Origin of the sequence: Stenotrophomonas ginsengisoli (genome assembly GCF_001431485.1) — a bacterium.
In the GTDB taxonomy this organism is placed as follows: Bacteria; Pseudomonadota; Gammaproteobacteria; order Xanthomonadales; family Xanthomonadaceae; genus Stenotrophomonas; species Stenotrophomonas ginsengisoli.
In genome coordinates, this window is the sequence record NZ_LDJM01000018.1 from 66,430 (window position 1) to 90,289 (window position 23,860).

Annotated in this window: 23 protein-coding genes; 10 read left to right on the plus strand and 13 right to left on the minus strand. The window is 68.3% G+C overall.

The window, feature by feature from the left end:
* Positions 1-61: 61 nt before the first annotated feature.
* From ABB30_RS07500 to ABB30_RS07520, 5 genes are all read right to left on the minus strand, one after another.
* Positions 62-574, minus strand: coding sequence for a DUF1993 domain-containing protein (locus tag ABB30_RS07500; RefSeq protein ID WP_057637688.1), 513 nt, complete (start codon positions 572-574; stop codon positions 62-64).
* Between the two features lie 345 nt (positions 575-919).
* Positions 920-2,026 carry an HlyD family secretion protein gene (locus ABB30_RS07505; RefSeq protein WP_057637689.1) on the minus strand — a complete coding sequence of 369 codons (1,107 nt, stop codon included), beginning with the start codon at positions 2,024-2,026 and terminating at the stop codon, positions 920-922.
* A 16-nt stretch (positions 2,027-2,042) separates the two neighbouring features.
* Positions 2,043-3,683 (minus strand): MFS transporter, encoded by a 1,641-nt coding sequence (locus tag ABB30_RS07510; RefSeq protein WP_152980627.1) that lies wholly within the window; start codon positions 3,681-3,683, stop codon positions 2,043-2,045.
* The gene (locus ABB30_RS07515) at positions 3,676-4,242 is read right to left on the minus strand and encodes a TetR/AcrR family transcriptional regulator (RefSeq protein WP_057637690.1); all 567 of its coding nucleotides are present in this window, start codon (positions 4,240-4,242) and stop codon (positions 3,676-3,678) included. Before ABB30_RS07515 ends, ABB30_RS07510 begins: the two co-directional genes overlap by 8 nt.
* 154 nt (positions 4,243-4,396) lie before the next feature.
* Complete coding sequence (locus ABB30_RS07520; protein ID WP_057637691.1) at positions 4,397-6,613, minus strand: TonB-dependent receptor; 2,217 nt, start codon at positions 6,611-6,613, stop codon at positions 4,397-4,399.
* A 113-nt stretch (positions 6,614-6,726) separates the two neighbouring features.
* On the opposite strand from ABB30_RS07520, the gene ABB30_RS07525 reads away from it, so the two are divergent.
* The gene (locus ABB30_RS07525) at positions 6,727-7,140 is read left to right on the plus strand and encodes a MerC domain-containing protein (RefSeq protein WP_057637692.1); all 414 of its coding nucleotides are present in this window, start codon (positions 6,727-6,729) and stop codon (positions 7,138-7,140) included.
* 99 nt (positions 7,141-7,239) lie between these two features.
* Positions 7,240-7,455, plus strand: a complete 216-nt coding sequence (locus ABB30_RS07530) for a 30S ribosomal protein THX (protein ID WP_057637693.1) — start codon at positions 7,240-7,242, stop codon at positions 7,453-7,455.
* A 67-nt stretch (positions 7,456-7,522) separates the two neighbouring features.
* Here ABB30_RS07530 and ABB30_RS07535 read toward each other — a convergent pair whose 3' ends face one another.
* Entirely contained in the window at positions 7,523-8,749 is a 1,227-nt protein-coding gene (locus ABB30_RS07535; RefSeq protein ID WP_057637694.1) for an alkaline phosphatase family protein, read from the minus strand.
* Between the two features lie 117 nt (positions 8,750-8,866).
* Here ABB30_RS07535 and ABB30_RS07540 point away from each other — a divergent pair, with 117 nt between their 5' ends.
* Positions 8,867-10,072, plus strand: coding sequence for a COG3904 family protein (locus tag ABB30_RS07540; RefSeq protein WP_425477383.1), 1,206 nt, complete (start codon positions 8,867-8,869; stop codon positions 10,070-10,072).
* Here ABB30_RS07540 and ABB30_RS07545 read toward each other — a convergent pair.
* Both ABB30_RS07545 and ABB30_RS07550 read right to left on the minus strand, forming a co-directional pair.
* A complete protein-coding gene (locus tag ABB30_RS07545; RefSeq protein WP_057637696.1) occupies positions 10,066-10,575 on the minus strand; it encodes a methylated-DNA--[protein]-cysteine S-methyltransferase in 510 nt (169 codons plus the stop codon). The two genes, ABB30_RS07540 and ABB30_RS07545, sit on opposite strands and share 7 nt — an antisense overlap.
* Complete coding sequence (locus ABB30_RS07550) at positions 10,572-12,038, minus strand: DNA-3-methyladenine glycosylase 2 family protein (RefSeq protein ID WP_057637697.1); 1,467 nt, start codon at positions 12,036-12,038, stop codon at positions 10,572-10,574. The genes ABB30_RS07545 and ABB30_RS07550 overlap by 4 nt, the downstream gene beginning before the upstream one ends.
* A gap of 163 nt (positions 12,039-12,201) precedes the next feature.
* On the opposite strand from ABB30_RS07550, the gene ABB30_RS07555 reads away from it, so the two are divergent.
* Both ABB30_RS07555 and ubiM read left to right on the plus strand, forming a co-directional pair.
* The gene (locus ABB30_RS07555) at positions 12,202-12,744 is read left to right on the plus strand and encodes a DUF4019 domain-containing protein (RefSeq protein ID WP_057637784.1); all 543 of its coding nucleotides are present in this window, start codon (positions 12,202-12,204) and stop codon (positions 12,742-12,744) included.
* A 91-nt stretch (positions 12,745-12,835) separates the two neighbouring features.
* Positions 12,836-13,999 (plus strand): 5-demethoxyubiquinol-8 5-hydroxylase UbiM, encoded by a 1,164-nt coding sequence (gene ubiM, locus ABB30_RS07560; protein ID WP_057637698.1) that lies wholly within the window; start codon positions 12,836-12,838, stop codon positions 13,997-13,999.
* A 46-nt stretch (positions 14,000-14,045) separates the two neighbouring features.
* Here ubiM and ABB30_RS07565 read toward each other — a convergent pair whose 3' ends face one another.
* Positions 14,046-14,264, minus strand: coding sequence for an RNA-binding S4 domain-containing protein (locus ABB30_RS07565; RefSeq protein WP_057637699.1), 219 nt, complete (start codon positions 14,262-14,264; stop codon positions 14,046-14,048).
* A gap of 201 nt (positions 14,265-14,465) precedes the next feature.
* On the opposite strand from ABB30_RS07565, the gene ABB30_RS07570 reads away from it, so the two are divergent.
* The 3 genes from ABB30_RS07570 (at position 14,466) to ABB30_RS07580 (ending at position 19,141) form a co-directional block, all read left to right on the plus strand.
* On the plus strand, positions 14,466-16,535 hold the full coding sequence (locus ABB30_RS07570; RefSeq protein ID WP_057637700.1) for a DEAD/DEAH box helicase: 2,070 nt from the start codon (positions 14,466-14,468) through the stop codon (positions 16,533-16,535).
* Positions 16,536-16,718: 183 nt separating this feature from the next.
* A complete protein-coding gene (locus ABB30_RS07575; protein ID WP_083489755.1) occupies positions 16,719-18,365 on the plus strand; it encodes a sensor domain-containing diguanylate cyclase in 1,647 nt (548 codons plus the stop codon).
* A 53-nt stretch (positions 18,366-18,418) separates the two neighbouring features.
* A complete protein-coding gene (locus tag ABB30_RS07580) occupies positions 18,419-19,141 on the plus strand; it encodes a pseudouridine synthase (protein WP_057637701.1) in 723 nt (240 codons plus the stop codon).
* 80 nt (positions 19,142-19,221) lie between these two features.
* Here ABB30_RS07580 and ABB30_RS07585 read toward each other — a convergent pair whose 3' ends face one another.
* A complete protein-coding gene (locus tag ABB30_RS07585) occupies positions 19,222-20,118 on the minus strand; it encodes a DMT family transporter (protein ID WP_245626451.1) in 897 nt (298 codons plus the stop codon).
* A 118-nt stretch (positions 20,119-20,236) separates the two neighbouring features.
* Between ABB30_RS07585 and rraA the strand changes: the two genes are divergently transcribed.
* Positions 20,237-20,731, plus strand: coding sequence for a ribonuclease E activity regulator RraA (rraA, locus tag ABB30_RS07590; protein ID WP_057637703.1), 495 nt, complete (start codon positions 20,237-20,239; stop codon positions 20,729-20,731).
* Positions 20,732-20,785: 54 nt separating this feature from the next.
* Complete coding sequence (locus tag ABB30_RS07595; protein WP_083489761.1) at positions 20,786-22,321, plus strand: serine hydrolase; 1,536 nt, start codon at positions 20,786-20,788, stop codon at positions 22,319-22,321.
* A 21-nt stretch (positions 22,322-22,342) separates the two neighbouring features.
* Here the strand turns inward: ABB30_RS07595 and ABB30_RS07600 are convergent, their stop codons facing one another.
* The 3 genes from ABB30_RS07600 to ABB30_RS07610 form a co-directional block, all read right to left on the minus strand.
* Entirely contained in the window at positions 22,343-22,720 is a 378-nt protein-coding gene (locus ABB30_RS07600) for a hypothetical protein (protein ID WP_152980628.1), read from the minus strand.
* 134 nt (positions 22,721-22,854) lie between these two features.
* On the minus strand, positions 22,855-23,262 hold the full coding sequence (locus ABB30_RS07605) for an integron (protein WP_152980629.1): 408 nt from the start codon (positions 23,260-23,262) through the stop codon (positions 22,855-22,857).
* A 90-nt stretch (positions 23,263-23,352) separates the two neighbouring features.
* The gene (locus tag ABB30_RS07610) at positions 23,353-23,859 is read right to left on the minus strand and encodes a hypothetical protein (RefSeq protein WP_057637706.1); all 507 of its coding nucleotides are present in this window, start codon (positions 23,857-23,859) and stop codon (positions 23,353-23,355) included.
* Position 23,860: the final 1 nt, after the last annotated feature.

Here is a 23,860-nt window from a genome sequence, read left to right on the forward strand (position 1 = left end):
AAGCCTCCGCCAGCGGTGCTGACGGAGGCTTTTATCCAACAACCGGGCGTCGCCGATGGGCTCAGTAGCTGCCCATGTAATCGCGTTTGCCGATTTCCACGCCGTTGTGGCGCAGGATGGCGTAGCTGGTGGTCACGTGGAAGAAGAACTGCGGCAGGCCGTACTGCAGCAGGTAGACGTTGCCCGGCAGCTTCTTTTCCTTCAGCGTGCCGGGGCGCAGCACGATTTCGCGCGATTCGCTGCCCTCAAATTGTTCGGCGCTGAAGCTGTCCACGTGGGCCAGTGCCTTGGCGAGCAGTTCCTGCAGCTCGGCGAAGCCGGCTTGCGGGTTGTCCGGCCAGGACGGCACCTCGGTATTGCTCAGGCGCGAGCTGATGCCCTTGGCGAAATCCGCCGCGATCTGTACCTGGCGCAGCAGCGGGAACATGTCCGGAAACAGGCGTGCACCGAGCAGTGCATTCGGGTCGATCTTCTTCTCGCTGGCGTGTGCCTCGGCCTTGGCCAGCACCTCGGACAGGGCGGTGAGCATCTGCTTGAGAACCGGGACCGAGGCGCTGTACATCGAAAGGGACATGGTGGAACTCCGTGTAAAGAGGAAGCTGGCGCGGCCGAGGCCGCACACCGGGTGAAACCGGAACAGCATAGGCCGTTGCTGCCTGCCACGTCGCCTGCATGGCAGGCGTCCAAGCCCTGGCCGATGACAGGATCAGGCCTGCCTCAATTGGATGGGGGATGCGAAGGCTCCTCGCTGCCGTGCGTGCGCAGGGAGGCGGCTGGTTTACGGGAATGTGGTGATGACGCCAGCCGGGCCAAGTGGCCTTGCCCGCTGATGAGCCGCCAGGCAGGGAGACATGACCCTGCCGATGTAGCCGCCACACAACGGCCTGCTCCGGGCAAGCGAGCGTTTTTTTCTGCCGGATCAGCGGGCGCTGGCCTGCAAGCCGGCGGCGGGGGCGGATGTATCCACCCGCGCGGCCACCGACATGCCCGGGCGCAGGCGGCTGGCCAGCGGCTGGCCGGGATCGATGCTGATGCGCACCGGCAGGCGCTGCACCACCTTGGTGAAGTTGCCGCTGGCGTTGTCCGGCTTGAGCAGGGCAAATTCGGAGCCGGTGGCCGGGGCCAGTGACTGCACATGGCCGCGCAGGACCTGCCCGCCAAATGCATCCACGGCCAGCTCGGCCGGCTGCCCGGGGGCCATGGCCCCGGCCTGGGTTTCCTTGAAGTTGGCCACCACCCAGACCTGGTCGGGCACCAGATACAGCAGCTGGCTGCCGCTGGCCACGTATTGGCCCACATGCACCCCCGTTTCAGACAGCTGGCCGGCGCGCGGTGCACGCACCAGGGTCTGCTCCAGGTCCAGCTCGGCCATGGCCACGGCGGCCTCGGCGGTGGCCACACGCGCGGCCAGGCCTTGCTGGCCGGTGCGGGTGCCGGCCTGGCTCTGCTGGGCAATGCGGATCTGCGCCTGGGCCTGGGCCACCCGGGCATCGGCATTGTGGGCGCTGCTGTCCAGCCGCTCCACATCGTTGCGGGCAACCAGCTGCTGGCTGCCCAGGGCGCGGTAGCGCACCAGTTCGCGCTGGGCCTGTTCGCGCTCGCTGCGCTGCACGGCAAGGGCGGCGCTGGCCTCGTCGATGCGCGCGGCATCCTCGGCCAGGGTCTGCTGCGAGGCGGCCAGCCCGGCCCGGGCCTGGGCCAGCTCGGCGCGCGCTTGTGCCAATTTCTGTTCAAACGGGCGCGGGTCGATGCGCAGCAGCGGCTGGCCGGCTTCTACCTGGGCAAAGTCATCCACCAGCACCTCGGTGATGTGGCCGGCAACCTTGGCCGAGAGCACGGTGACCTGGCCACGCACATGGGCATCGTCGGTCTGCTTGATGGCGCTGGCAAACGGGCCCAGCTGCCAGGCGTAGAGGATCAGCGCCAGGCCAGCCAGGCCGGTCAGGCCCATGAGCAGGACGCTGCGCCGGCTCGGCAGCAGGTATTTGGGCGGTGCGGCAGGCGCTGCCGGGGTGGGGGAGGTCATGGCAAGGCTCCGGAGATCAATGCAGGGCAGGTGGGGCCTGGCGGCGCTGGTGCAGGGACTGCAGCCAGGGCAGCAGCAGGCCGCCGCCCAGGGTGAGTACTGCGATCAGCCCGCTCAGGGCGAACACATCGTTGAAGGCGCGCACATTGGCCTGGATGCGGGTGGCCTGGGCGAGCTGGGCGGCGGCCAGGGCCTGCACCCGTGCCGGGTCGGTCTGGGTGCGCGAAAAGGCGGGCAGGTACTGCGCCAGTTGTTGGCGGCGGGCCGCGTTGGCGGGGGTGTGCTGGGCGCTCAATGCGGCCGAGTGCACATGTTCGCGGTGGACCTGCCAGCTGCCCAGCAGGGCCGAGCCGGCCAGGCCGCCGAAGGTCTGGGTCAGCGACAGCACCACGATGAAGGACACCACATGGTCTGTGCCGCGGGCCAGGGTCAGGCGGAAGCCGATCAGCATCAGCGGGCCGAAAAAGATGCCGGTGGCCACGGCGGCGAGGAACTGGCTCCAGGCCAGGTCCATCGGTACCACCACGCTGCTGCGCTGCATGTCCAGGCCGGCGGCCACGGCAAACAGCAGGATCGAGCCGGCCAGCTGCCAGGGCAGGGCGCGTGGGCCGAAGGTCAGGGCGCTGAGCGCGATGCCGCAGACCATGCCCAGGGCGATCACGGCAAACAGCGGGGCCATCTGCTCCGGGCCCATGCCCAGCAGACGCAGCAGGCTGACCATGCCAAAGCTCTGCTCGTTGGTGAGCAGGCGGATGATGAAGGCGCCGGCGATGAAGCGCAGCATCAGCGGGCTCAGCAGCCAGCGCACCTGCAGCAGGGGGCTGTGGCGGTGGTGCTCCAGCGCCAGCCCGAGCAGGCCCAGCAGCCAGGCCGCCGCCAGGGCCCAGCCCAGCCAGGGCGTATCGAACCACCAGCGCAGCTGGCCCTGGCTGAGCACGGCCACCAGCAGGGCCAGGGCCGGGGCAAGCAGGGCAAAGGTGAGCAGGTCGGCACGCGCGAAGACCCGGGTCTGGATGCCCGGCGGCAGCTTGAGCAGGCTTACCGCGGCAAACGCACACAGGGCCAGGCCGGCCTCGAACAGGTACAGCTGGTGCCAGTTGCCCAGCTCCAGCAGGGCCGGGGAAAGCATCCAGGCCAGCGGCACGGCCAGCTGCGGCAGGCCGGCACCGATGATCAGCGCCCGCCCCACATGCCGGCGCGGGAAGGCCTGCAGCATGTAGATGGTGCCCAGCGCGGTACAGGCCGCACCGGCAAAGCCGCTGGCGATGCGCAGCAGCACGGTGGTCAGCAGGCTGCCGCTGCACAGGTGGGCGATGGCCAGCAGCGCATACAGGCCCAGCCCGACCTCGGTGAAAAGACGCAGGCCGAATTGCTGGCGGGCCTTGAACAGCAGCAGGTTGGCCGAGATATTGGACATCAGCCAGGCCGCCAGCAGCCAGTTGCCCTGGGCCGGATCCAGCCCGAGCTGGGCCTGGATCTGGGCCAGGTTGACGCTGACCAGGGCATTGCCCAGGCCGCCGGTCAATGCCACCAGCACCGCAATGGCCGCATAGGCCAGGCGCCGGCGCAGTGGATGCCAGGGATAGGAGGCGGTGCCGGGCAGGGCGGGCTTTTCGTGTTCTTCCCAGTCCGGCAGGGGTTTGAGCAGCTCAGCCATGTCCGTGGCCGGGCCCGCGCAGGCCGGGCATCAGCAGTTGCAGGGCGCGGGCGGCGAGCTGGCGCCGCTGGGCGGCGTTGCGCCCGCGCAGGGCCGCGCCAAGCATGCTGGCATACAGGCTGATGTCTGCCGGTTGCAGGTCGGCCCGGCACAGGCCGGCGGCAACGGCACGCTGCAGGGCCGGGGTCATTGCCGCCAGGATGCGTTTGCGTGCAGCGGCGATGGCCGGCTCATCCGGGTCCACGGCGCGCCAGTAATCGGCCAGGGCCGGCGAATGCACGATGCGCGCGGCCATCGCATCAAGCAGCTCGAACAGGGCGTCGTCACGTTCGCCCAGCTCGGCGGTGTGCTGTTCGATGCGATCGACCGTGCGCAGCAGCAGCGCCTGGATCAGCGCGGCGCGGTCAGGGAAGTTGCGGTACAGGGTGGCCCGGCCAACCCCGGCGTGTTCGATGATCAGCTCCAGCGGCGCGGTGATGCCGTGGGCAGTGAACACCGCGTCGGCCGCATCGAGCAGGCTGGCACGGCGGGCGGCGGCATCGGAGCGCTGGGAAGTCATGGCGCACAGTTTGCGGACAAAAGTGTCCGCTTACAACGGCACGATGCGTGGCATCTGCCCGTTGTTTTCAGGGATTCAGCTGCACGTGGCAACCGGAAGTGATCAAGGGGCCCGCAGGCCCCTTGATGGTTGGTCAGGTTTTACGCCGCGCGGCTCAGAACCAGGCGCGGATGCCGAAGGCCACGCCGCGGCCGGGCAGTACGCTGTAGTCGCGCAGCTGCGAGGTGTGCTCGCGGGCCAGGCGGTCGGTCAGGTTGCGGCCATCGACAAACACCTCCCAGGCCTTGCCGTCGCTGCCGTCCTTGCGCCAGGCCAGTTGGGCGTTGACCAGGGTGTAGCCGGCGGTCGCCTCCTCGTTGGCGGCCACCTTGTCCTGACGGCTGTGGTGGGTGGCACCCACACTTGCCCGCCAGTTGCCCAGGTTCCAGCGCAGGTCCGCCCCCACACGGGCCGGGGCAATGCGCGGCAGGTAGCCGCTGTTGGCCAGCTCGGCATGATGCTGGTGGGCGTGATCGCCATGCGGCACATCCAGGTCCACCTCGCGCACACCATGCCCGTCCAGCTTGGCGTTGACGATGTCGCCGAACAGGCGCAGGTCCCAGTCGCCGCTGTGGCCGTGGGCCAGGTGGAAGGTGGCCTCGGCTTCGGCACCGCTGAAGGTGGCATCGTTCTGGGTCCACGCCCGCACCGGGGTGCCGTGGGAGGCCAGCCCGGTCTGGGCCAGGTAGATGTAGTCGGCAAAACGGGTGTGGTAGAGCGCGGCGCTGAACTCGACCCGGTCGCTGTGCGCGTGCAGGCCCAGTTCCACCCGCTGGCCGCGTTCGCTGCCCAGCTGGTTGTTGCCGATCTCGATGCTGCCGGTGGCAATGTGCTCGCCGGCCGCATACAGCTCTTCATGGGCCGGTGCGCGCTCGGTATGGTCCAGGCCAAAACGCAGGTCAAGCTGCGGGCTCACCGTCCAGATGCCACCCAGCGAGGCGCTGAACGCATCGAAATCACGCGCCGGTTGCGCATCGTGCGGACGCAGCTTGCTGTGGTCATAGCGCGCGCCCAGTTCCAGCTTCAACTGGCCAAAGCGCTTCTCCTGCAGCACGAACAGCCCGGCGCTGCGGGTATCGGTGCCGGGGACGAAGGCTTCGGCCCCGTCGGCGCGGAAACGGGTATTGCTGGCCTGCAGGCCGAAGGCGCCGTCCCAGCCGTTGATGGTCTGCTGCACGGCTTCCAGCCGGGTTTCGATGCCCTGGTTGGCAAAGCGGGTGACGGCCTGGCCGTCTTCCAGCTCGTGGTGTTCGTAATCGGTCCAGGCCGTGCGCAGGTGCACCCCCTTGAGCCAGCCCACCGGATCGGTCAGGCCGGCCCGCAATTCGGCACGGTTGCTGACCATGTCCACGCGCACGCGGGGCTCGTGCTCATCGTGGTGGTCGTGGTCATCATGGGCATCGTGGCCATGGTCATGACCTTCCTCGCCATGCACATGGGCACCGGGCGGGATGCCGTAATCGCTGCGGTAGGTGCTCAGGGCCAGGCCGGCATAGCCGCTGTCGCCGAACCAGGTGGCACCGACGCCGCCGGCGCGGGTGGACAGGGCGCTGTTGCCGAGCCGGCCGTTGAACGCTTGCGCGTGGTCATGATCGGCATGCGTATCGTGGTCGTCATGGTCGTCATGGTCGTCGTGGCCGGCTTCAGCCCGTTGGGCCGGGCCGGGGATACGCACATCGCTGGTGTTGCGCACCAGGCCATCGACATGCACTACCCAGTTGCCGTTGGCCACCCCGTCCAGGCGGAACATGCCGCTGCGCTCGTCATTGACACTGCCGCCGCGCAACTCGGCACGGCCGGACAGCGCGCGCTCGGGCAGCTCGCGGGCGATGCGGCCATCGGCCAGGTTCACTGCCCCGCCCATCGCGCCGCTGCCGAACAGCAGGGTAGCCGGGCCCTTGAGCACCTCGATCTGGTCGGCCAGGAACGGCTCCACGCTGCCGGCATGGTCCGCGCTCAGGCTGGCCGCATCCAGGTTGGCAAGGCCGTTGTTGAGCACCTGCACGCGCGGGCCGTCCTGGCCACGGATGATCGGCCGGCCGACGCCGGCGCCAAAGCTGGCGCTGTGCACGCCGGGCAGGCGGCCGATGGTCTCGCCCAGGGTGGCCCCCTTGGCCGCATCCAGTGCTTCGCCGGCCAGCACATTGACCGGGCGTGCCAGCGACTCGGCATCACCGGCCAGCGGCGAGGCGGTGACCTTGACCGCATTGAGCTCGGTCAGGTGGTCGCCATGGTCGTGCCCGGAGGTAGTGGACTGGGCCAGGGCCATCGGGGCGAGCAGGCTGCTGATGCTCAGGGCAAGCAGGTGGCGGGGCAGGGGGCTGGAGGTCATGGTTGTTCCTGTTGTTACTTTGTATCAATAGGATGGCAGAGAAAAACCGGTGGTCTGCCGGCTGGATGGAAATGTTATAGTATTCCAATTCCAGCTTCCACCAGCCAAAAGTCATGTCCACAGATTCCGCCCTGCGCACCTTGATCGACCGTTTCGGCGCGTTGTGGTCCTTGCTGTGTGCGGTCCACTGCGCGGTGTTGCCGCTGGTGCTGGTGCTGGCGCCCAGTTTTGCCCTGGGGGTGTGGTGGGATGACCAGGTCGAGCGGATCACGGTGATCGTGGTCAGCGTGGTGGTCACCCTGTCGCTGGGCCTGGGACATCTGCGCCATCGCGGCTGGAGTGCGCTGGCGCTGATGGTGCCAGGGCTGCTGCTGATGTGGTCGGCCCTGCTGATACCGGCGGTGCACCAGTCCGTGCCTGCCCATGCCCTGGCCATGGCCTGCGGCGGGGTGCTGGTCGGCCTGGCCCATCTGACCAACCTGCGCTTGAACCGCGGCCACGTCCATGGCCCGCAGTGTGCCCACTGATCGGCGTGCTAGTCTGCAGTGACCTGCTGCTGGCCGGTGCTGTTGCAGCGCTGCCGCGCAGGCCGGTTGGATACCACTATTTTCCAGGAGTGAAGAAAGATGGGTAAGGGTGACCGCAAGACTGCCAAGGGCAAGCGTTTCAATTCCAGCTACGGCAATGCCCGCCGCCATGTGCTGCCGATCGCAGACCATGCCGGTGCTGCTGCCCAGGTGAAGCCGGCGGCTGCGGCTGCCGCGCCGGTGGCCAAGAAGGCGGTGGTCAAGAAGGCCGTGGCCAAGAAGGCGGCGGTGAAGAAGTCAGCGGCAGCCGAATAACGGCGCCGGGGCTTGCATGGAAAGCGCGACGCTGGGCGTCGCGCTTTTTTTTGCCTGCCGCGCCGGTTCAGGGCGCCATTGCTTCCACGGTGGCATCGGGGTTGCCGTCGCTGTGCGGCAGTGCGATGTGCAGCAGGCGGCCCAGCAGCGGGTAGATGTCCACGTTGTTGATCGGCTCGATCACCGCGTGGCGGCGGAAATCCGGGCCGATGGCGATGAACGGCGAGCGCATCGAGGGCAGGGCATTGTCATAGCCGTGCGAGCCGCGCACGCCGGGGCGGCGCTTGGCCAGTACCTGGCGGGTGTTGGCGTCCCAGCCTTCATGCATCTGGCAGATGATCGCCGGCACCCGGCGGTGCTGGCCGAAATGCCAGCGTGCCGGCAGCTGCCCGCGCGGCCAGCAGTCGTAATTGGCATGGGCGCCCACCAGCTGCTTCAGGGCGGCATCCTGGTTGCCGGGGGTGGGGGCAAAACCGATCACCTGGCCGACACTGACCGCGCGGGCCAGCTCCGGCGCGACCATGTCCTCCACCGCCACGGTGTTGCCGTCGGGCACTTCGCTCATGCCATGGTCGGACACGATGATCAGGTTGGTGTGCTGCAGCTGGCCACGATCACGCAGGCCCTGCACCAGGGTGCCCACGGCACGGTCGATCAGGCCGATGGCCTGCGCATACTGCGGTGAGTTCGGCCCGTACGCATGGCCAGCCTTGTCCACATGCTCGAAATAGGCCACCAGCAGGTCGGGCCGGTCACTGCGGTCCAGCCACTGCAGCATCAGCTCGGCGCGGTGCTGCGGGTCCAGGCTTTCGTCATAGGGATGCCACAGGTCGGCATGCTGTCCATCGATGGCCACCTCGCCACCGGGATAGCTCAGGGTGGCACTGCGCAGACCGGCACGGCTGGCCTGCAGCCAGATCGGCAGCGCATCGGCCCACCAGCCGGGCTTGCGCAGGGCCTGCAGGTTATGCAGCTCGAAGCGGCCGAGCTGGGCGTCCTCCATCTGGTTGTGGATGATGCCGTGATGGTCCGGGCGCAGGCCGGTGACCATGCTGTAGTGGTTGGGGAAGGTGATCGACGGATAGGACGGCGTCATCCAGCGTGCCTGCACGCCTTCGGCGGCCAGCTGGTCCAGGGTCGGGCTGTGGCCCTTGCCCAGGGCACTGTGGTTCAGGCCATCGATGGACAACAGCACCACGCTGTTTACCGGGGCAGTGTCGGTGGTGGCAGGAAGGCTGCTGCAGGCGGCAAGCAGGCCGGCAGCCAGGCTGATCAACAGGTAATGCGCTTTCATGCAAACAGCATACCCAGCGTGGCTGCGGCAGGCATGTGTCGATGGTTCAGTCTGTGTTCGTCACGGTCACATGGCAACGCCTAGACTGCGCTACTGCTCTTGCGTGATGGATGGATCGTGATGAACCGTGTTGTGCGCTGCCTTCTGCCCTTGTTGATGCTTGCCGGTTGCACCGTGCCGGACAAACACACCGACACCGCCGGCGATGCCGGGCTTGGTGCGCAGGCAGCCGATGGCGAACACATGGTCTCGATCAACAGTGCCGATGCGCCGCCGTTGCCGCCGCGCCCGCAGACCGACCAGTGGCCGGATGTGGACCTGGAAGGCAACCGCATCTTTGTCAGCTGTGATGTGGATTACGCCGGCGGCGGTGATGGCCAGGCGCTGGAAGCGCTGTCGCGCCCGGATATCGAACAGGTGCTCTCGGCCTGCCAGGAGCGTGGCCTGCTGCGGGTCCGCTACCAGGGCAAGATCACCGGCGTGTTCGTCGAGGCGATGTGGCGCATCACCCAGGTCGCCGATGCGCTGGCCATCAGCCGGCGCGTGCTGGACCTGGATTCCAGCGGCGGCCAGGTCGAGGCGGCCATTCGCGTGGGTGACCAGATCGGCGCCTCGGGCTGGACCATCTGGGTCCGTGAGGGCTCGGTCTGCCACAGCGCATGCGTGTTCGTGCTGGCCGCCGGTGACAACCGCCTGCTGGCCGGCAAGGTCGGCATCCACCGCATGATGCGCATCTCCTCCAAGGCCACCTCGCGTGCCGAGCTCAATGACGAGCTGCAGCAGGTCTACGGCAAGGTCAAGGATTACCTGCAGCGCAACGGCGTGGCCGTGGGTGTGGCCGACCTGATGATGACCGTGCCCAACCGCAGCCTGCGCCTGCTCACCAGCGAGGAGTTGCGCCAGTACGGGCTGGACGGCACCAATGCGGTGCAGGACGACCTGGAGCGGATCCGCCAGATGCGCAAGTGCGGGGCCGATTTCGTCCGCCGCAAGGATGCCTTCCTGGTCTCCTTCGACCAGCGCTGCAAGAACGGTCGCAATGATCTGGAAGCATTGACCAGTTGCGGCCAGGGCCTGAAGGAGCGCTTCGGCTTCCCCGATGCGACCTGCCCGGATGAAAGCCCGCTGGCCGAAATCGACAACGGCCACGGCGAGCTGGTGCCGCCGGCAGCCACCCCGGAACCGGAGGCCGAGGGCGGCGATGAGGCGCGGACCGCGGATGCCGACGCTGCGCCGGCAGCGCCGCAGGCCGGGACCGCTGCCGCCGAACCTGCGGCAGACAAGGGCAAGGACAAGGCCGCGTCGGGGGCGCGCCGTCAGTAATCCCGGGCCTGCGCCTCCAGCGCCAGCAGGGCCTGCTTGACCGCCAGCCCACCGGCAAAGCCGGTCAGGCTGCCGTTGCTGCCGACCACCCGATGGCAGGGCAGGATGATCGGCAATGGGTTGCGCCCATTGGCCGCACCCACCGCACGGGTTGCTGTGGGCCGGCCGACATGCACCGCCAGCTGGCGGTAGCTCCAGGTCTGCGCGTAGGGAATCTGCGCCAGTGCCTGCCATACCTGGCACTGGAAGGCGGTGCCGACCGGTGCCAGCGGCAACGTGAAGTGGCGCCGCTGGCCGTGCAGGAATTCCAGCAGCTGTTGACGCGGCGCAGCCAGCGCCTCGGCCTCGGGGGCATAGAGCCACTGCGCCTGGCCCGGAGCTGGCCGGCAATGCTCGGCAAACAGCACATGGCGCAGGCCGTGAGCATCGGCGGCAATGGTCAGTGGCCCGATCGGGCTGTCAAAACGGTCGTAGTACACGGTGCTGTTTGTTGCAGTGCTCATATCGGTTCACGGGTCCGGGTGGCGGCCAGGTGCCACAGGTGCAGGACGGCATAGGCGCGCCATGGGCGCCAGGCCTGGGAATGTTGCTCGGTGCGGGCCTGGCTCAGCCGTTGGCCCTGGCCGATGACCTGCTGCAGCACCAGGTCGCCGGCAGGGAAGGCATCGGGCTGGCCGAGTGCGCGCAGGGCGATGTAGTGCGCGGTCCAGGCGCCGATGCCGGGCAGGGCAGTGGCGCGTGCGATGAACCCGGGCAGGGACTGGCCCCGGCTGAAATCCAGCTGGCCGTCCAGGCAGGCCCGGGCCAGGCTGCGCAGGGTGGCAGCGCGGCTGCGCGGCAGGCCGATCTGTTCCAGGGGGGCGTTGGCCAGTTGCGCCGGGTCGGGAAAGCGCCGATCCAGCCCGGCCGGCATCCCCGGCAGATGGGTGCCGTACTGGTCCAGCAGGCGCCGGGCCAGGGTGGTGGCCGCGCTCACGCTGACCTGTTGCCCCAACACCGCGCGCACCGCCACTTCGAAGCCGTCCCAGCCACCGGGGATGCGCAGCCCCGGACGGGCGGCAATGCCTTGGGCCAGCAAGGGGTCGCGTTGCAGGCAGGCATGCACCGTGTCCAGGTCGGCCTCCAGGTCGAACATCTGCCGGACCCGTGCCACCACGCCGGGGATGGCCGCCGCCGCGGTGTCGCCCAGTTCCAGCAGCAGTTCGTGCTGCTGGCTGCTGGCACGTACGCCGATGATGCTGGGCTTGCCGTCCACCACGATCACCCGGCGGTAATGCTGCGCCTCTATCAGTTCGATCCCGGGCACGCTGCGCTTGTCCAGGAAGGCCAGCATGGCCGCAAAATCCAGTGGCGGCCGCCAGGCCAGGCGCAGCACCGGTTGGCCGCTGTTGATCGCCGTGGACTGCCGGCGCAGCGCCGATGGCGGCATGTGGCAGGCCGCGGCGAAGGCGGCATTGAAACGCCGCAGGCTGTTGAAGCCGGCCGCCTCGGCAATCTCGGTGATGCCCAGGCCGGTTTCGCTGAGCAGCTGCTTGGCCAGCAGCAAGCGGTTGTTGCGGTGCAGTTGGTGCGCAGTGGCGCCGAGTTGCTGGACGAAAATGCGTTGCAGCTGACGTGGCCCCAGGCCAACGGCACGGGCCAGCGCGTCGCTGGACTGATGCTGCAGGAAACCGTCATTGACCAGGGCCAGGGCGCGTTGCAGGGTCTGGTCGTGCTGCCGGCCTGCATTGGCCGGGGACAGCTCCGGCCGGCAGCGCAGGCAAGGCCGGTAACCGGCCGCCGCGGCCGCTGCCGCACTGGGGTAGTACGCAACGTTGCGCGGCTGCGCCGGTGGTGCCGGGCAGACCGGGCGGCAGTAGATGCCGGTGGTGCGCACGGCGGTGTAGAACAGGCCGTCAAAACGCGCATCACGGGCCCGTCGGGCCTGTTCGCATTGGGTCGGGCTGGGCAGGGCGGCAGCGTGCATGGGGGCAGTGTAAGGGCCGGCCGGCACCGCCGCTGGCCGTTTTCAGACAGCAATGCCGACGGCCGCACACAGACCCGGTTGCGGTGTTCTATGCTGCCAGCGCCGGGTTGTGCCGGCCGCGATTACCGTCGGTAGTGGCGCCTTGAGGATGATCACGGAGTTGATGATGCGTTCGATGCTGTCTGTCGTGTTCTCTGCCGCCCTGGTGGCCACGCCCTTGCTGGCCTGGGGCCAGACGGCCGCCCCGCGGACTCCGGCCCCGGCGCCGACGCCGGCTGTAACCACCGCAAGCCCTGCAGCCAGCGCGGCCAGCGCACAGCAGCGCGAGGCTCTGGTCCGTCAGGATGCCCAGATGTCGGCTGCAGCGACCCAGGTGGCCAGCCTGATCGATGCCGGGCGTGCCGGCGAGGTCTGGGACGGGGCGTCGGAGGTGATGCGCAAGGCGGCCAGCCGCGCCGATTTCATCCAGGCCATGGGCGCTGACCGGCAGCGTCTGGGGGCGTTGGCCCAGCGTGCCCAGCCCAGCGTGACCCGGGTCCAGTACACGGCCGGCGGTGCGGTGCCGCAGGGGCTGTATCTGAATGTGAGTTTTGCCACCCGTTTTGCCAACAGTGCACAGCCGGTGCGCGAGCTGGTGTCCTTCCGTCTGGATGAGGACCGTACCTGGCGTGTTTCCGGCTACAGCGTGCGCCCGGTCGGGCAGTGACCGCTGGCCCGGGCCGGCCCTGATCCAGATCAAGGCCGGCGGGGCCAAGCGCACTTAACGTGGTGCGCTGTCGTGGTGCAAGGAGTGGTGTGTGGACAAGGTGGATGTGGCAATCATCGGTGCCGGCCCGGTCGGTTTGAGCCTGGTCAACCTGTTGGCCGGCAGCGGCCTGGCGCTGGCGGTGATCGAGCAGCAACCCACCGGGCGATTGTCCAGCCCGGCCTTCGATGGCCGCGAGATCGCCTTGACCCATGCCTCGCGCAGCTGGCTGGAGCAGGCCGGGATCTGGCAGCAGCTGGACCCGGCGGCGATCTGGCCGTTGCGCCAGGCCAGCGTACGCGACCGCCATCTGCCGTTCGCGCTGGATGTGGACAACCAGCGTGATCCGGCCGGCGCGCCGCTGGGCTGGCTGGTGTCCAACTGGCGCATCCGCCAGGCCGCCTGGGAGGCGGCCAGCCAGCATGAAGGCTGGCAGCTGCATGCAGGCGTTGGCCTGGAAGGGTTGCAGCGGCAGGCCGATGGCTGGCTGCTGCGGCTCGCCGATGGCCGGCAACTGCACGCGGCAACGGTGATTGCGGCGGACAGCCGCTTCTCGTCCAGCCGCCGCCTGCTCGGGGTGGGGGCGCGCAGCCGCGACCATGGCACGGCCATGGTGGTATGCAACATGCGCATCGAAAAAGACCACCAGCAGGTGGCCTGGGAATGGTTTGGCGATGGCTGCACGCGTGCGCTGCTGCCGTTGCAGCCGGGTGTGGCCTCGGCCGTGGTGACATTGCCGATGGCCCGGGCCCAGGCCCTGGCCGGCCTGGATGAGCAGGCCTTCGGCAAGCAGGTGCAGGCGCTGTTCCAGTCACGCTGGGGGGGCATGCAGGCCTGCTCCAGCGCGCATCTGTATCCGATGGTGACCGTGTATGCCGACCGTTTCGCCGGGCCGGGTTTTGCCTTGGCCGGTGATGCGGCCGTGGGCATGCATCCGGTCACCGCGCATGGCTTCAACTTCGGCCTGCGCAGCGCCGGTGTGCTGGCCCGGGCCCTGCGCGGCAGCGGAGGCCCGGCCGCGCGCGATGCGGCGCTGGCGCGCTATGCACGCGAGCACCGCCTGGCCACGGCGCCGCTGTTCACTGCCACCGGCGTGGTGGCCGGCCTGTTTGCCGATTCACGCTGGCCGGCGCGGCTGGCCCGGGGCGGGGCGATGGCCCTGGCCTCGTCGATGCCGCCGTTCCGGCAGCTGCTGCGCAGCCACTTGACCGGCTGAACGCCGCCGGCCGGGCGCCGCGTCGATGCGTCGGCGCGGCCTGGGTTCAGGCTGCTTCGATCAGGATCCGGGTCTCGCCGAACTGCACCACCTGGCCCAGACGGATCTTGCAGGCCTTGCGGGTCTCCACCTGGCCGTCCACGGTGACCAGGCCCTCGTCGATGACGACCTTGGCTTCACCGCCGCTGCTGACCAGGTCGGTGAGCTTGAGCAGGGACTTGAGTTCGATGTAGTCGCCATCAAGGGCGAATGCGAGGGTGATCATGCTGTCGTTAACGCTGCGGTTGGGAGAAATGCATTATCCTCTCAAACCTTAGGGTCTAACCGTACTTCCGGCGTGCAGCGGTAGGGCCTGATTCCACAACTGCCCTGACCGAGTTCCTGACCGATACCGCGCAGGGCGCTCTTATGCGCCTTATCCCGCCCGTTGCCGCTTCCGGCAATGGTGCATCCCGGAGTTACCCCCATGTCGCAAGAAACCCCCTCCCTGCGTTTTGCAGATCTTGGCCTGTCCGATGCTGTGATGCAGGCCGTGGCCACCATTGGCTACGAAACCCCGTCGCCGATCCAGGCTGCCACCATTCCGGCCATGCTCGAAGGCCGTGACGTGCTGGGCCAGGCCCAGACCGGTACCGGCAAGACCGGCGCCTTCGCCCTGCCGGTGCTGTCCAACATCGACATGAACGCGCACAAGCCGCAGGTGCTGGTGCTGGCCCCGACCCGTGAGCTGGCCATCCAGGTCGCCGAAGCCTTCCAGAGCTACTCCGCTTCGATGCCGGGCTTCCGCGTGCTGCCGGTCTACGGCGGCCAGCCCTATGGCCTGCAGCTGTCGGCCCTGCGCCGTGGCGTGCACGTGGTGGTCGGTACCCCGGGCCGCGTGATCGACCATCTGGACCGTGGCACCCTGGACCTGTCCGAGCTGAAGACCCTGGTCCTGGACGAAGCCGACGAAATGCTGCGCATGGGCTTCATCGACGACGTCGAAGCCGTGCTGAAGAAGCTGCCGGAGCAGCGTCAGGTGGCCCTGTTCTCGGCCACCATGCCCTCGGCCATCCGTCGCATCGCCCAGACCTACCTGCGCGAGCCGGTGGAAGTGACCATCGCCTCCAAGACCACCACCAGTGCCAACATCCGCCAGCGTTACTGGTGGGTGGCCGGCATGCACAAGCTCGATGCGCTGACCCGCATCCTGGAAGTGGAAACCTACGATGCGATGATCATCTTCGCCCGTACCAAGGCAGGCACCGAAGAACTGGCAGAGAAGCTGCAGGCCCGTGGCCTGGCTGCTGCCGCCATCAACGGTGACATGCAGCAGGCCCAGCGCGAGCGCGCCGTCGGCCAGCTCAAGGAAGGCAAGCTGGACATCCTGGTCGCCACCGACGTGGCTGCCCGTGGTCTGGACGTGGAGCGCATCACCCACGTGCTGAACTACGACATCCCGTACGACACCGAAAGCTACGTGCACCGTATCGGCCGTACCGGTCGTGCCGGCCGCAGTGGCGAGGCCATCCTGTTCGTGACCCCGCGCGAGAAGGGCATGCTGCGTTCGATCGAGCGCGCCACCCGTCAGCCGATCGAGGAAATGCAGCTGCCGACGGTTGAAGCGGTCAACGAGAACCGCGTCAACAAGTTCCTGGGCCGCATCAGCACCGAGCTGGAGAACGAGCACGGCCTGAAGTTCTTCCGCGAAATGCTGGAGACCTATTGCAACGAAAACCAGGCCAATCCGCTGGACGTGGCCGCCGCGCTGGCCCGCCAGCTGCAGGGTGATACCCCGTTCCTGCTGACCCCGCCGGTGCGCCAGCCGCGCAGCGAGCGTCCGGAACGTGCCCCGCGCGAAGGCGGTTTCACCCGTGCTGCCGACCGTTTCGACCGTGGTGAGCGCCATGAGCGCAGCCAGGGCCGTTTTGACCGTCCCGAGCGCGGTGAGCGTTTTGAACGCGGCCCGCGTGAAGATCGCTTCGGCGGCCAGGAAGAGCGTCCGCGCCGCGAGCCGGCACCGCGTGGCAACCCGGAAAACGGCATGGAAACCTTCCGTATCGAGGTCGGTTACCGCCACGGTGTGAAGCCGGGCAACATCGTCGGCGCCATTGCCAACGAAGCCGGTCTGGAAAGCCGTTTCATCGGCCGTATCGACATCCATGACGAACACTCGGTGCTGGACCTGCCGGCGGACATGCCGTCTGACGTGCTCGGCCACCTGCAGAAGGTCTGGGTTGCCGGCCAGCAGCTGAAGATGCAGCGCATCGATGCCGAACAGGCACGTGCCGATGCCGAAGCCAAGGCGCGTGCACCGCGTCCGAGCTTCGAGCGTGGCCCGCGCGAGGGTGGCTTCGAACGCGGCCCGCGTGCCCCGCGTGAGGGTGGTTTCGAGCGTGGTCCGCGTGCCCCGCGTGAAGGTGGTTTCGAGCGTGGCCCGCGTGCCCCGCGCGAAGGTGGCTTTGATGCCCGTCCGCCGCGTCGCGAAGGTGGTTTCGAGCGTGGCCCGGGTGCCGGTCCGCGTGGCCCGCGCGGCCGTGGCCCGCGTGAGTTCTGAGCATTGAGCTGAGGTAATGAAAACGGCGCCGGATGGCGCCGTTTTCATTCCGGCATGCGTGCCCATGCACGACACTGCTGTGCAGCGCCACTCAAGGCGCGCGGGCAGGGGCCGATGTCATGGTTGCTGCGGCCGGAATTGACCATGTGGTGCAGGGGGCTGGGGTTGAGATCAACGGACGGAATGTGTGTTTCTGACGGAACTTGCCGGCAGCGCTGGGCCTGTGCCCTGTTGCTGGCCTTGCTGGCCTGCCTGCTGCCGTCCACGCTGCTGGCCCAGGGCTGGTCCACGGCCTCCTTCGAGCGCGGTTACGTGCTCGAAGGCCAGGCCAGTGACCACCTGGACCCGCAGCGCGGCTGCGATCCGGATGTCATCGGCCGGCTTGACCACCAGGCCCAGCTGATGCCGCCACCCGGTGGCTGGCCCGGTTCGCCACAGGCGGTACTGGTGGCCAACGTGTTTGCCGGCGAGGTGATGATTGCCCATGGGCAACGCGTCACCTGCGGGCTGATGTCCGATGCGCGCACGCGCGATTCGCGCTTCCGCAGCAGTGTCGGCCAGGTCGTGGTGCCGGCCGCCGGCAACCTGGAGCCGATCGTGGTGGCCTGGCAATCACCGATACGGCCGGAGTGGATACCCACCATCATGCTCGGCGGGCCCAGCCCGCTGCAGCAGCAGGACACCGCGCGCCTGCTGGTGCGGGCGGCGTGCATGGCCGTCACCCTGGCCCTGGCCCTGAGCGCCCTGCTGGGCTGGATGGCCAGCCGTGACCGCATGTTCCTGCTCTACACCGCCAGTTGTGTGGTGTTTTTCATCTGGCAGGCCCTGATCACAGGCCTGTTCGGCTACCCCTATCCGTGGCTGCCGGTGGGCGACTGGGCGGTGCAGTGGCAGGCGGCCACCAGCCTGATGACCACCGCCCTGATGCTGGCTGGCCTGTGGTGGCTGTGCGGCGGCCTGCGACTGTTGCCCGGCTCGGGCAAGGTGGTGGGGCGTCTGTTGCAGCTGGTGCTGCTGCTCAGCCTGGGGGCGATGCTGTTGCCGGAAGCGGCGTTCTCCATGTTTGCCATCGCACCGCAGGTGCTGATGACCCTGGGCGCGGTGCTGGTGGTGGGCATGGCCTTGCTGGCACAGCTGCGTGGCATGCGTGATGGCCTGCTTGGCTGGCTGGGGCTGGCACCGTTCCTGGTGCTGGTGGCGGGCGAGCTGCTCGGTGCGCGCTGGCTGGTGCTGTACCGGATCGAGGCGTTGCAGCTGGTGGCCACCTGGTTGCTGCTGATCACCGCCTTTGCCTTCAATCGCCGCCTGGGCCTGCTGCGCGAGCAGCGCGACCAGATGCAGCGTCTGGCCGATACCGATGGCCTGACCGGCCTGCCCAACCGGCGCGTGGGCCTGCAGCGGCTGGGCCTGCTGATCGGCCAGGCCGGTGACCGTGGCCTGCTCTCGGTGGGCTTTGTCGATGTGGACCACTTCAAGGCCATCAACGATACCTACGGTCATGACGTCGGTGACAAGGTGCTGGTGGAAGTGGCACGGGTGATGTCCGAATCGGTGCGCAGTGATGACGTGGTGCGCATGGGCGGGGAGGAATTCCTGGTCATGCTGCCCGGGGTGGACCTGGCTGGGGCGCAGGCGCGCATGCAGCAGATCGGCGAGCAGCTGGCGCATATCCAGCTGCGCTCCACTGCACCGGGGCTGCTGGTCACCGCCAGCATCGGCGTGGCCCAGTACCACCCCGGTGATGTGGACATGACCGCGCTGCTGCGGCGTGCCGACCAGGCCATGTACGCGGCCAAGCAGCAGGGCCGCAACCAGGTGTTTGCGGCCTGAATCCGCACCTCCGGCATTGGTCCGATGACCGGTGCATCAGTGATAATGCAGAGATGACCAACCGACTCAACAAACACATCGCCGAAACCGGCTACTGCTCGCGCCGCGAGGCTGATCGCCTGATCAGCGCACGCCGCGTCACCGTCAACGGCAAGCCGGCGACGATGAGCGCCCAGGTGGACGAAGGCGACACCGTGCTGGTGGATGGCCAGCCGCTGCGTGCGCGCGCCGTGGTCAAGGCCACCGGCCGGCGCCATGTCTACATCGCCCTGAACAAGCCGGTGGGCATCACCTGCACCACCGAGAGCGAGGTCAAGGGCAACATCGTGGACTTTGTCGGCCATGAGCAGCGCATCTTCCCGATCGGCCGCCTGGACAAGGATTCGGAAGGCCTGATCCTGCTCACCAGCAACGGCGACATCGTCAACCAGATCCTGCGCTCGGAAAACAAGAAGCAGAAGGAATACCTGGTCGAGGTCAACAAGCCGGTCACCGACGAGTTCCTGCGTGGCATGGCCCGCGGGGTACGCATCCATGACCAGATGACCCTGCCGTGCCGTACCTCGCGCATTGCCAAGTACGGTTTCCGCATCACCCTGGAGCAGGGCCTGAACCGGCAGATCCGCCTGATGGCCGCCGAGTTCGGTTACCGCGTGACCCAGCTGCGCCGGGTGCGCATCGACAACGTCAAGCTGGCCCCGCTCAAGCTGGGCCAGTGGCGCAACCTGACCGACCAGGAACTGCGCGGGCTGTTGCCGGGCAACGTGCAGTTCTGAGGCGGCCGCAGGCCGCGTCACAAACCAACAAGGGCGCCATCACGGCGCCCTTGTTGCATCCACGCTTGTAGCATCCGCGCTCAGAGCGCCAGCCGACGCCTTGCCAGGGCCCCGCGCAGCGGGTCGTAGAAGACCACGGCCAGGATCAGGCCGACACCGACATAGAAGGCGCTGGTCAGTTCGCGCTGTTCGCCCAGCAGGATCATCGCCAGCACGATGGCGTAGATCGGTTCCAGGTTGGTCACCAGCTGCACGGTGTAGGCCGACAGCTGCTTCAGCGCGACCAGGCACAGGGCGAACGGCAGCAGGGTGCAGACGATGGACAGCAGCAGCAACAGGGCACCATCGCGCAGGTCCGGCACTACCCACAGGTTGCTGGCCAGGGCCGGGAACAGGCTGGGCAGCAGCGGCGCGATCAGGGTCAGCAGCACGGTACCGGCGCCCAGTTCCAGCGCGGTCACGGTCAGCGCATCACCACGCCCGGCCATGCGCTTGTTGAGCGAGCCAAACACCGCCACCAGGAAGGCCGAGGCGGCGCCTACCGCCACGCCCAGGCGCATGCCGTCGGGGACCCCGCCCACCACCAGGGCCACGCCGGGCAGCACCGCCACCCCCAGGGCCAGTTCGCGTGCCTTGAACGGGCGCTTGGCCAGCCAGGGTTCGACCACCGCGGTAAAGGCCGGCGCCAAGGCAATGCAGGTGGCCGCCACCGAGGCATTGGCCAGCTTGACCGCGCCGTAGAAGGTGAGCCAGTGCAGGGCGACCAGGGCGCCGATCAGGCTGTAACCGGCCAGGTCCTTGCCGGACATGGCCCGCAGGCCGCGCCAGACCCGCGGCAACACGGCCAGGGCGGCCACCACGATCAGCATCCGCCACCACACCAACGGCAGGGCATCCAGGCTGATCAGTTTGCCCAGGATGGCCGTGACACCCCAGAGCAGCACGCACAGATGGATCTGCAGGTGCGCAGTACGCAATTGTTGACTCATTGCCCATTGTCGCTGTTTGCGCCGCCGCTGCCGAGGGTGCCGGTGGTCATCCTCGTCAGCAATGCAGGTGGCAGTTACCATCAGGGACTGCCACTGGAGCGCTGCCATGACGTGGACCACCCCGGACCTGAGTGACCAGTTCGCCGATGCACGCATTGCCGTGGAGCACTGGCGCCACTACGGTGGGCGCCAGCATTTCAGCGGGCCGGCCGTGACCGTGCACTGTGTGGCCGACAACTCGCGCGTGCGCGAGCTGGCCAACACCCCGGGGCATGGCCGGGTGCTGGTGGTCGATGGTGGCGGTGACCGCCGGCACGCCCTGCTCGGTGACCTGATTGCCGCTGCGGCGCTGGCCAATGGCTGGAGCGGTTTTCTGATCAACGGCTGCGTGCGTGATGTGCCGGCACTGGCAGCGATGGATCTGGGCGTGGCGGCGCTGGGTGCCTGCCCGCGCAAGACCGACAAGCGCGGAGCCGGGCAGGTGGACGTGGAAATCGGCGTGGGCGGTGTGCGCATCGCCCCGGGTGATGTGGTTTATGTGGATGCCAGCGGAGTGCTGGTGTTGGATGCGGCCCAGGCGGCCTGCGTTGATGCGCAATAACAGGAGAAGCAAGTGGAAAAGTGGTTGCGAGGCACCGTGGCGGTGCTGGCGTCGATGGCCATGGGCAATGTGATGGCGCAGGCCCTGCCGGCCGGGCTGCAGGCTCTGGATGCCACGGTGGAACAGGTGCGTGGGCAGTTCCAGGTGCCCGGCATTGCCGTGGCCGTGGTCAAGGACGGACAGGTGGTGATGGCCCGCGGCTGGGGCGTGCGCGAGCAGGGCAAGCCGGCGCCGGTGGATGCCGACACCTTGTTTGCCATTGCCTCCAACACCAAGGCGATGACGGCCACCGCGCTGTCGGTGCTGGCCCAGGAGGGCAAGTTGAGCCTGGATGACAAGGTCATCGACCACCTGCCGTGGTTCCGCATGGGCGATGCCTATGTCACCCGCGAAATGACCCTGCGCGACCTGCTGGTGCACCGCTCCGGCCTGGGCCTGGGGGCGGGCGACCTGCTGTTCTGGCCGACCACCGACTACAGCACGCGCGAGGTGGTGCAGCGCCTGGCCAACGTGCCGCTCAGCGGTGGCTTCCGTGAGCGCTATGCCTACGACAACATCCTCTACGGGGTGGCCCAGCTGGTGATCGAGGAGGTGTCCGGGCAATCGTTTGCCGACTTCCTGCAGCAGCGCATCTTCACCCCGGCCGGCATGGCCGGTACCCGCTTCAATGCCGACCACCTCCAGCGTGGCGACAAGGCTGCCGTCGGCCATGCGCTGTATGACTGGAAGGATCTGCGCACGGTGGCGCCGCTGACCTGGCACAACAACTCGGCCGCCGGCGGGGTGTACTCCTCGGTCAACGACATGGCGCGCTGGATGAACGTGCAGCTCGCCGGCGGCCGCCTGCCGGGCGGGGATGCCCGCCTGTTCGATGACAAGCGCCAGCAGCAGATGTGGTCGGTGGTCACGCCGCAGGCCGTGGCCGAGCCGGCGGTGCCGGAACTGGCACCGATGAAGCCGAATTTCGCCGGCTATGGCGAGGGCTGGAGCCTGAGCGATTACCGCGGGCAGAAGCTGGTCTGGCATACCGGTGGCTGGCCGGGCATGGTCTCGCGGGTGACCCTGGTGCCGGAGCAGAAGCTGGGCATCGTGGTGCTGACCAACCAGGAAGTGGGCGCGGCCTTCAATGCGATCACCTACAGCGTGCTGGACGCGATGCTGGGCGCACCGGCGCATGACTGGGTGGATGCCTATGCCAAGGCGGTGGCCAAGGGCCGCAGCAATGCCGATGAGCAGTGGGACAAGCATGTCGCCGCGCGCGTGGCCGGCAGCACGCCGTCGCTGGCGCTGGCCGGCTATGCGGCCACTTACCGCGACCGTTGGTATGGCGATGTCATCGTCCAGCAGCAGGGCGATGCGCTGCGCCTGCGCTTCTCGCGCACGCCGATGCTGGTGGGCACGCTGGAACACTGGCAGCACGACACCTTCATCGTGCGCTGGGACGACCGCTCGCTCAACGCCGATGCCTTCGTCAACTTTGCCCTGGACGTGGATGGCAAGGTCAGCAGTGCGCGCATGCAGGCGGTGTCTTCGCTGACGGACTTCAGCTTTGACTTCCAGGACCTGGACCTGCGCCGGCAGCAGCCTTGAGCCCGTGTCCAGCCCCGGGGCTCATGACCGGGGCTGGGCCGGCAGCGCGGCCTGATCGCGCTCCCAGTGCAGGAAATCCTCCAGGTCATTGTTGATCCAGCGCCCGGCCAGGCCGAGCATGAACAGGTCGTCGCCCACGCCCAGATGCTGCAGCAGGTGGTGCAGGGCGTCGTCCGGATGCAGGGCATAGAACACGGCCGTGGCGCTGAGCAGTGCCGTGTCCACGCCCTGGTAACGGTAACGGCGGCGCAAAGCGGCATTGAACAGGCGCGGTGCGGCCTGGCTGCGCAGGCGCAGGCCGGCGATGCTGAGCAGGGCAGGCAATGGCGGGTGCGGTGCGCGGCCATTGTCGGCAGCCGTTGGGCGTGCAGGTGCCTGCAGGGGTGTTTGCGGGTCCATGCTGGGCGGCTCGGATGAACGGTGCAGCCAGCCTGATCGATCACCGTGGCCGGGTTTTTGCCTGTTGTTGCGCCGATTGCACTGCCTGCGGCAACGGCCGCCTGGACCTGGCTGCCGGATGGCTCGCCGGGCACTCAGCCGGCCAGCAGCTGCACTGCCGTTGCACGCACCCAGCCACTGCGGCAGGGGCCACGATAGGGTTGGTGGGTAGGCACGGCCACGCTGACGCCGCAGTCCTGATCAGGATCATCGGCATGCACGATGCCGATCCATTGGCCGTCGCCGGCGCTGTCGCACAGCCATGCCGGGGTGCCGGGTTGCAGTCGGGCAATCACCGCGTGCTGGTTGCCGGGGCCGGCGTGCACGGCCTGCGGGCCGTTGCCGCTGATCTGACCCAGGCCGCCGCAGGCATCCAGATCGGGCTGCTCGCCGACCCACACCGGTTGCGCTTCCGGCGCGGCGGCGGCCGGGCTGCTGCAGGCGGCCAGCAGGGTCAAGGCGCAGGTCAAGGCAAGCGTGTAGGACGTGGGGCGCAGGGGCATGGCAGGGATGCTCTGTAGGGGCGCTGTGGCCAGGGCTGGCTGCAGTGGTGGCGGGGGCCGCGGCAGTGCCACGGCCCTGGGGCGCGGTTGTCAGCCGGCCAGCTGCTTCAACGCGGCCAGGCTGACCCAGCCGCTCTGGCAGCTGCCGTTGTAGGCCTGGCGCTGGGCAATCGGGCTGCTCAGGCCGCAATCCACGCTGGTATCGGTGCTCCAGACGATGCCGACATACCAATGGGCTTCACCCGGGTCGCAGACATACACCAGCTGGTCATTGGCCAGTTCGGCCACGGTGGCGTGTTCGGTGCCCGGGCCGGCCAGCACGGCGGTCTTGCCTTCGCTCTGGATGGCGGCGGTGGAGCAGGCATCGAGTTCCGGCTCGCCGCCGACCATCACCGGCACGGCCGCGCCGCCAGCGGCGGCCGGAGCTTCGCCGCTGGTGCTGGCGGCCGGCGCGCTGTCAGCCGGCGGGGAGGCCGGGGCCGCCGCCGGGGCCTCGGCCACCGGGGCGGTATCGGCGCCGGTGCCCGCCGGGCCGCAGCCGGCCAGGCCAAGGGTCAGCAGCAGGGAAACAGAAAGCAGAGGAATCTTGCAGGTCATG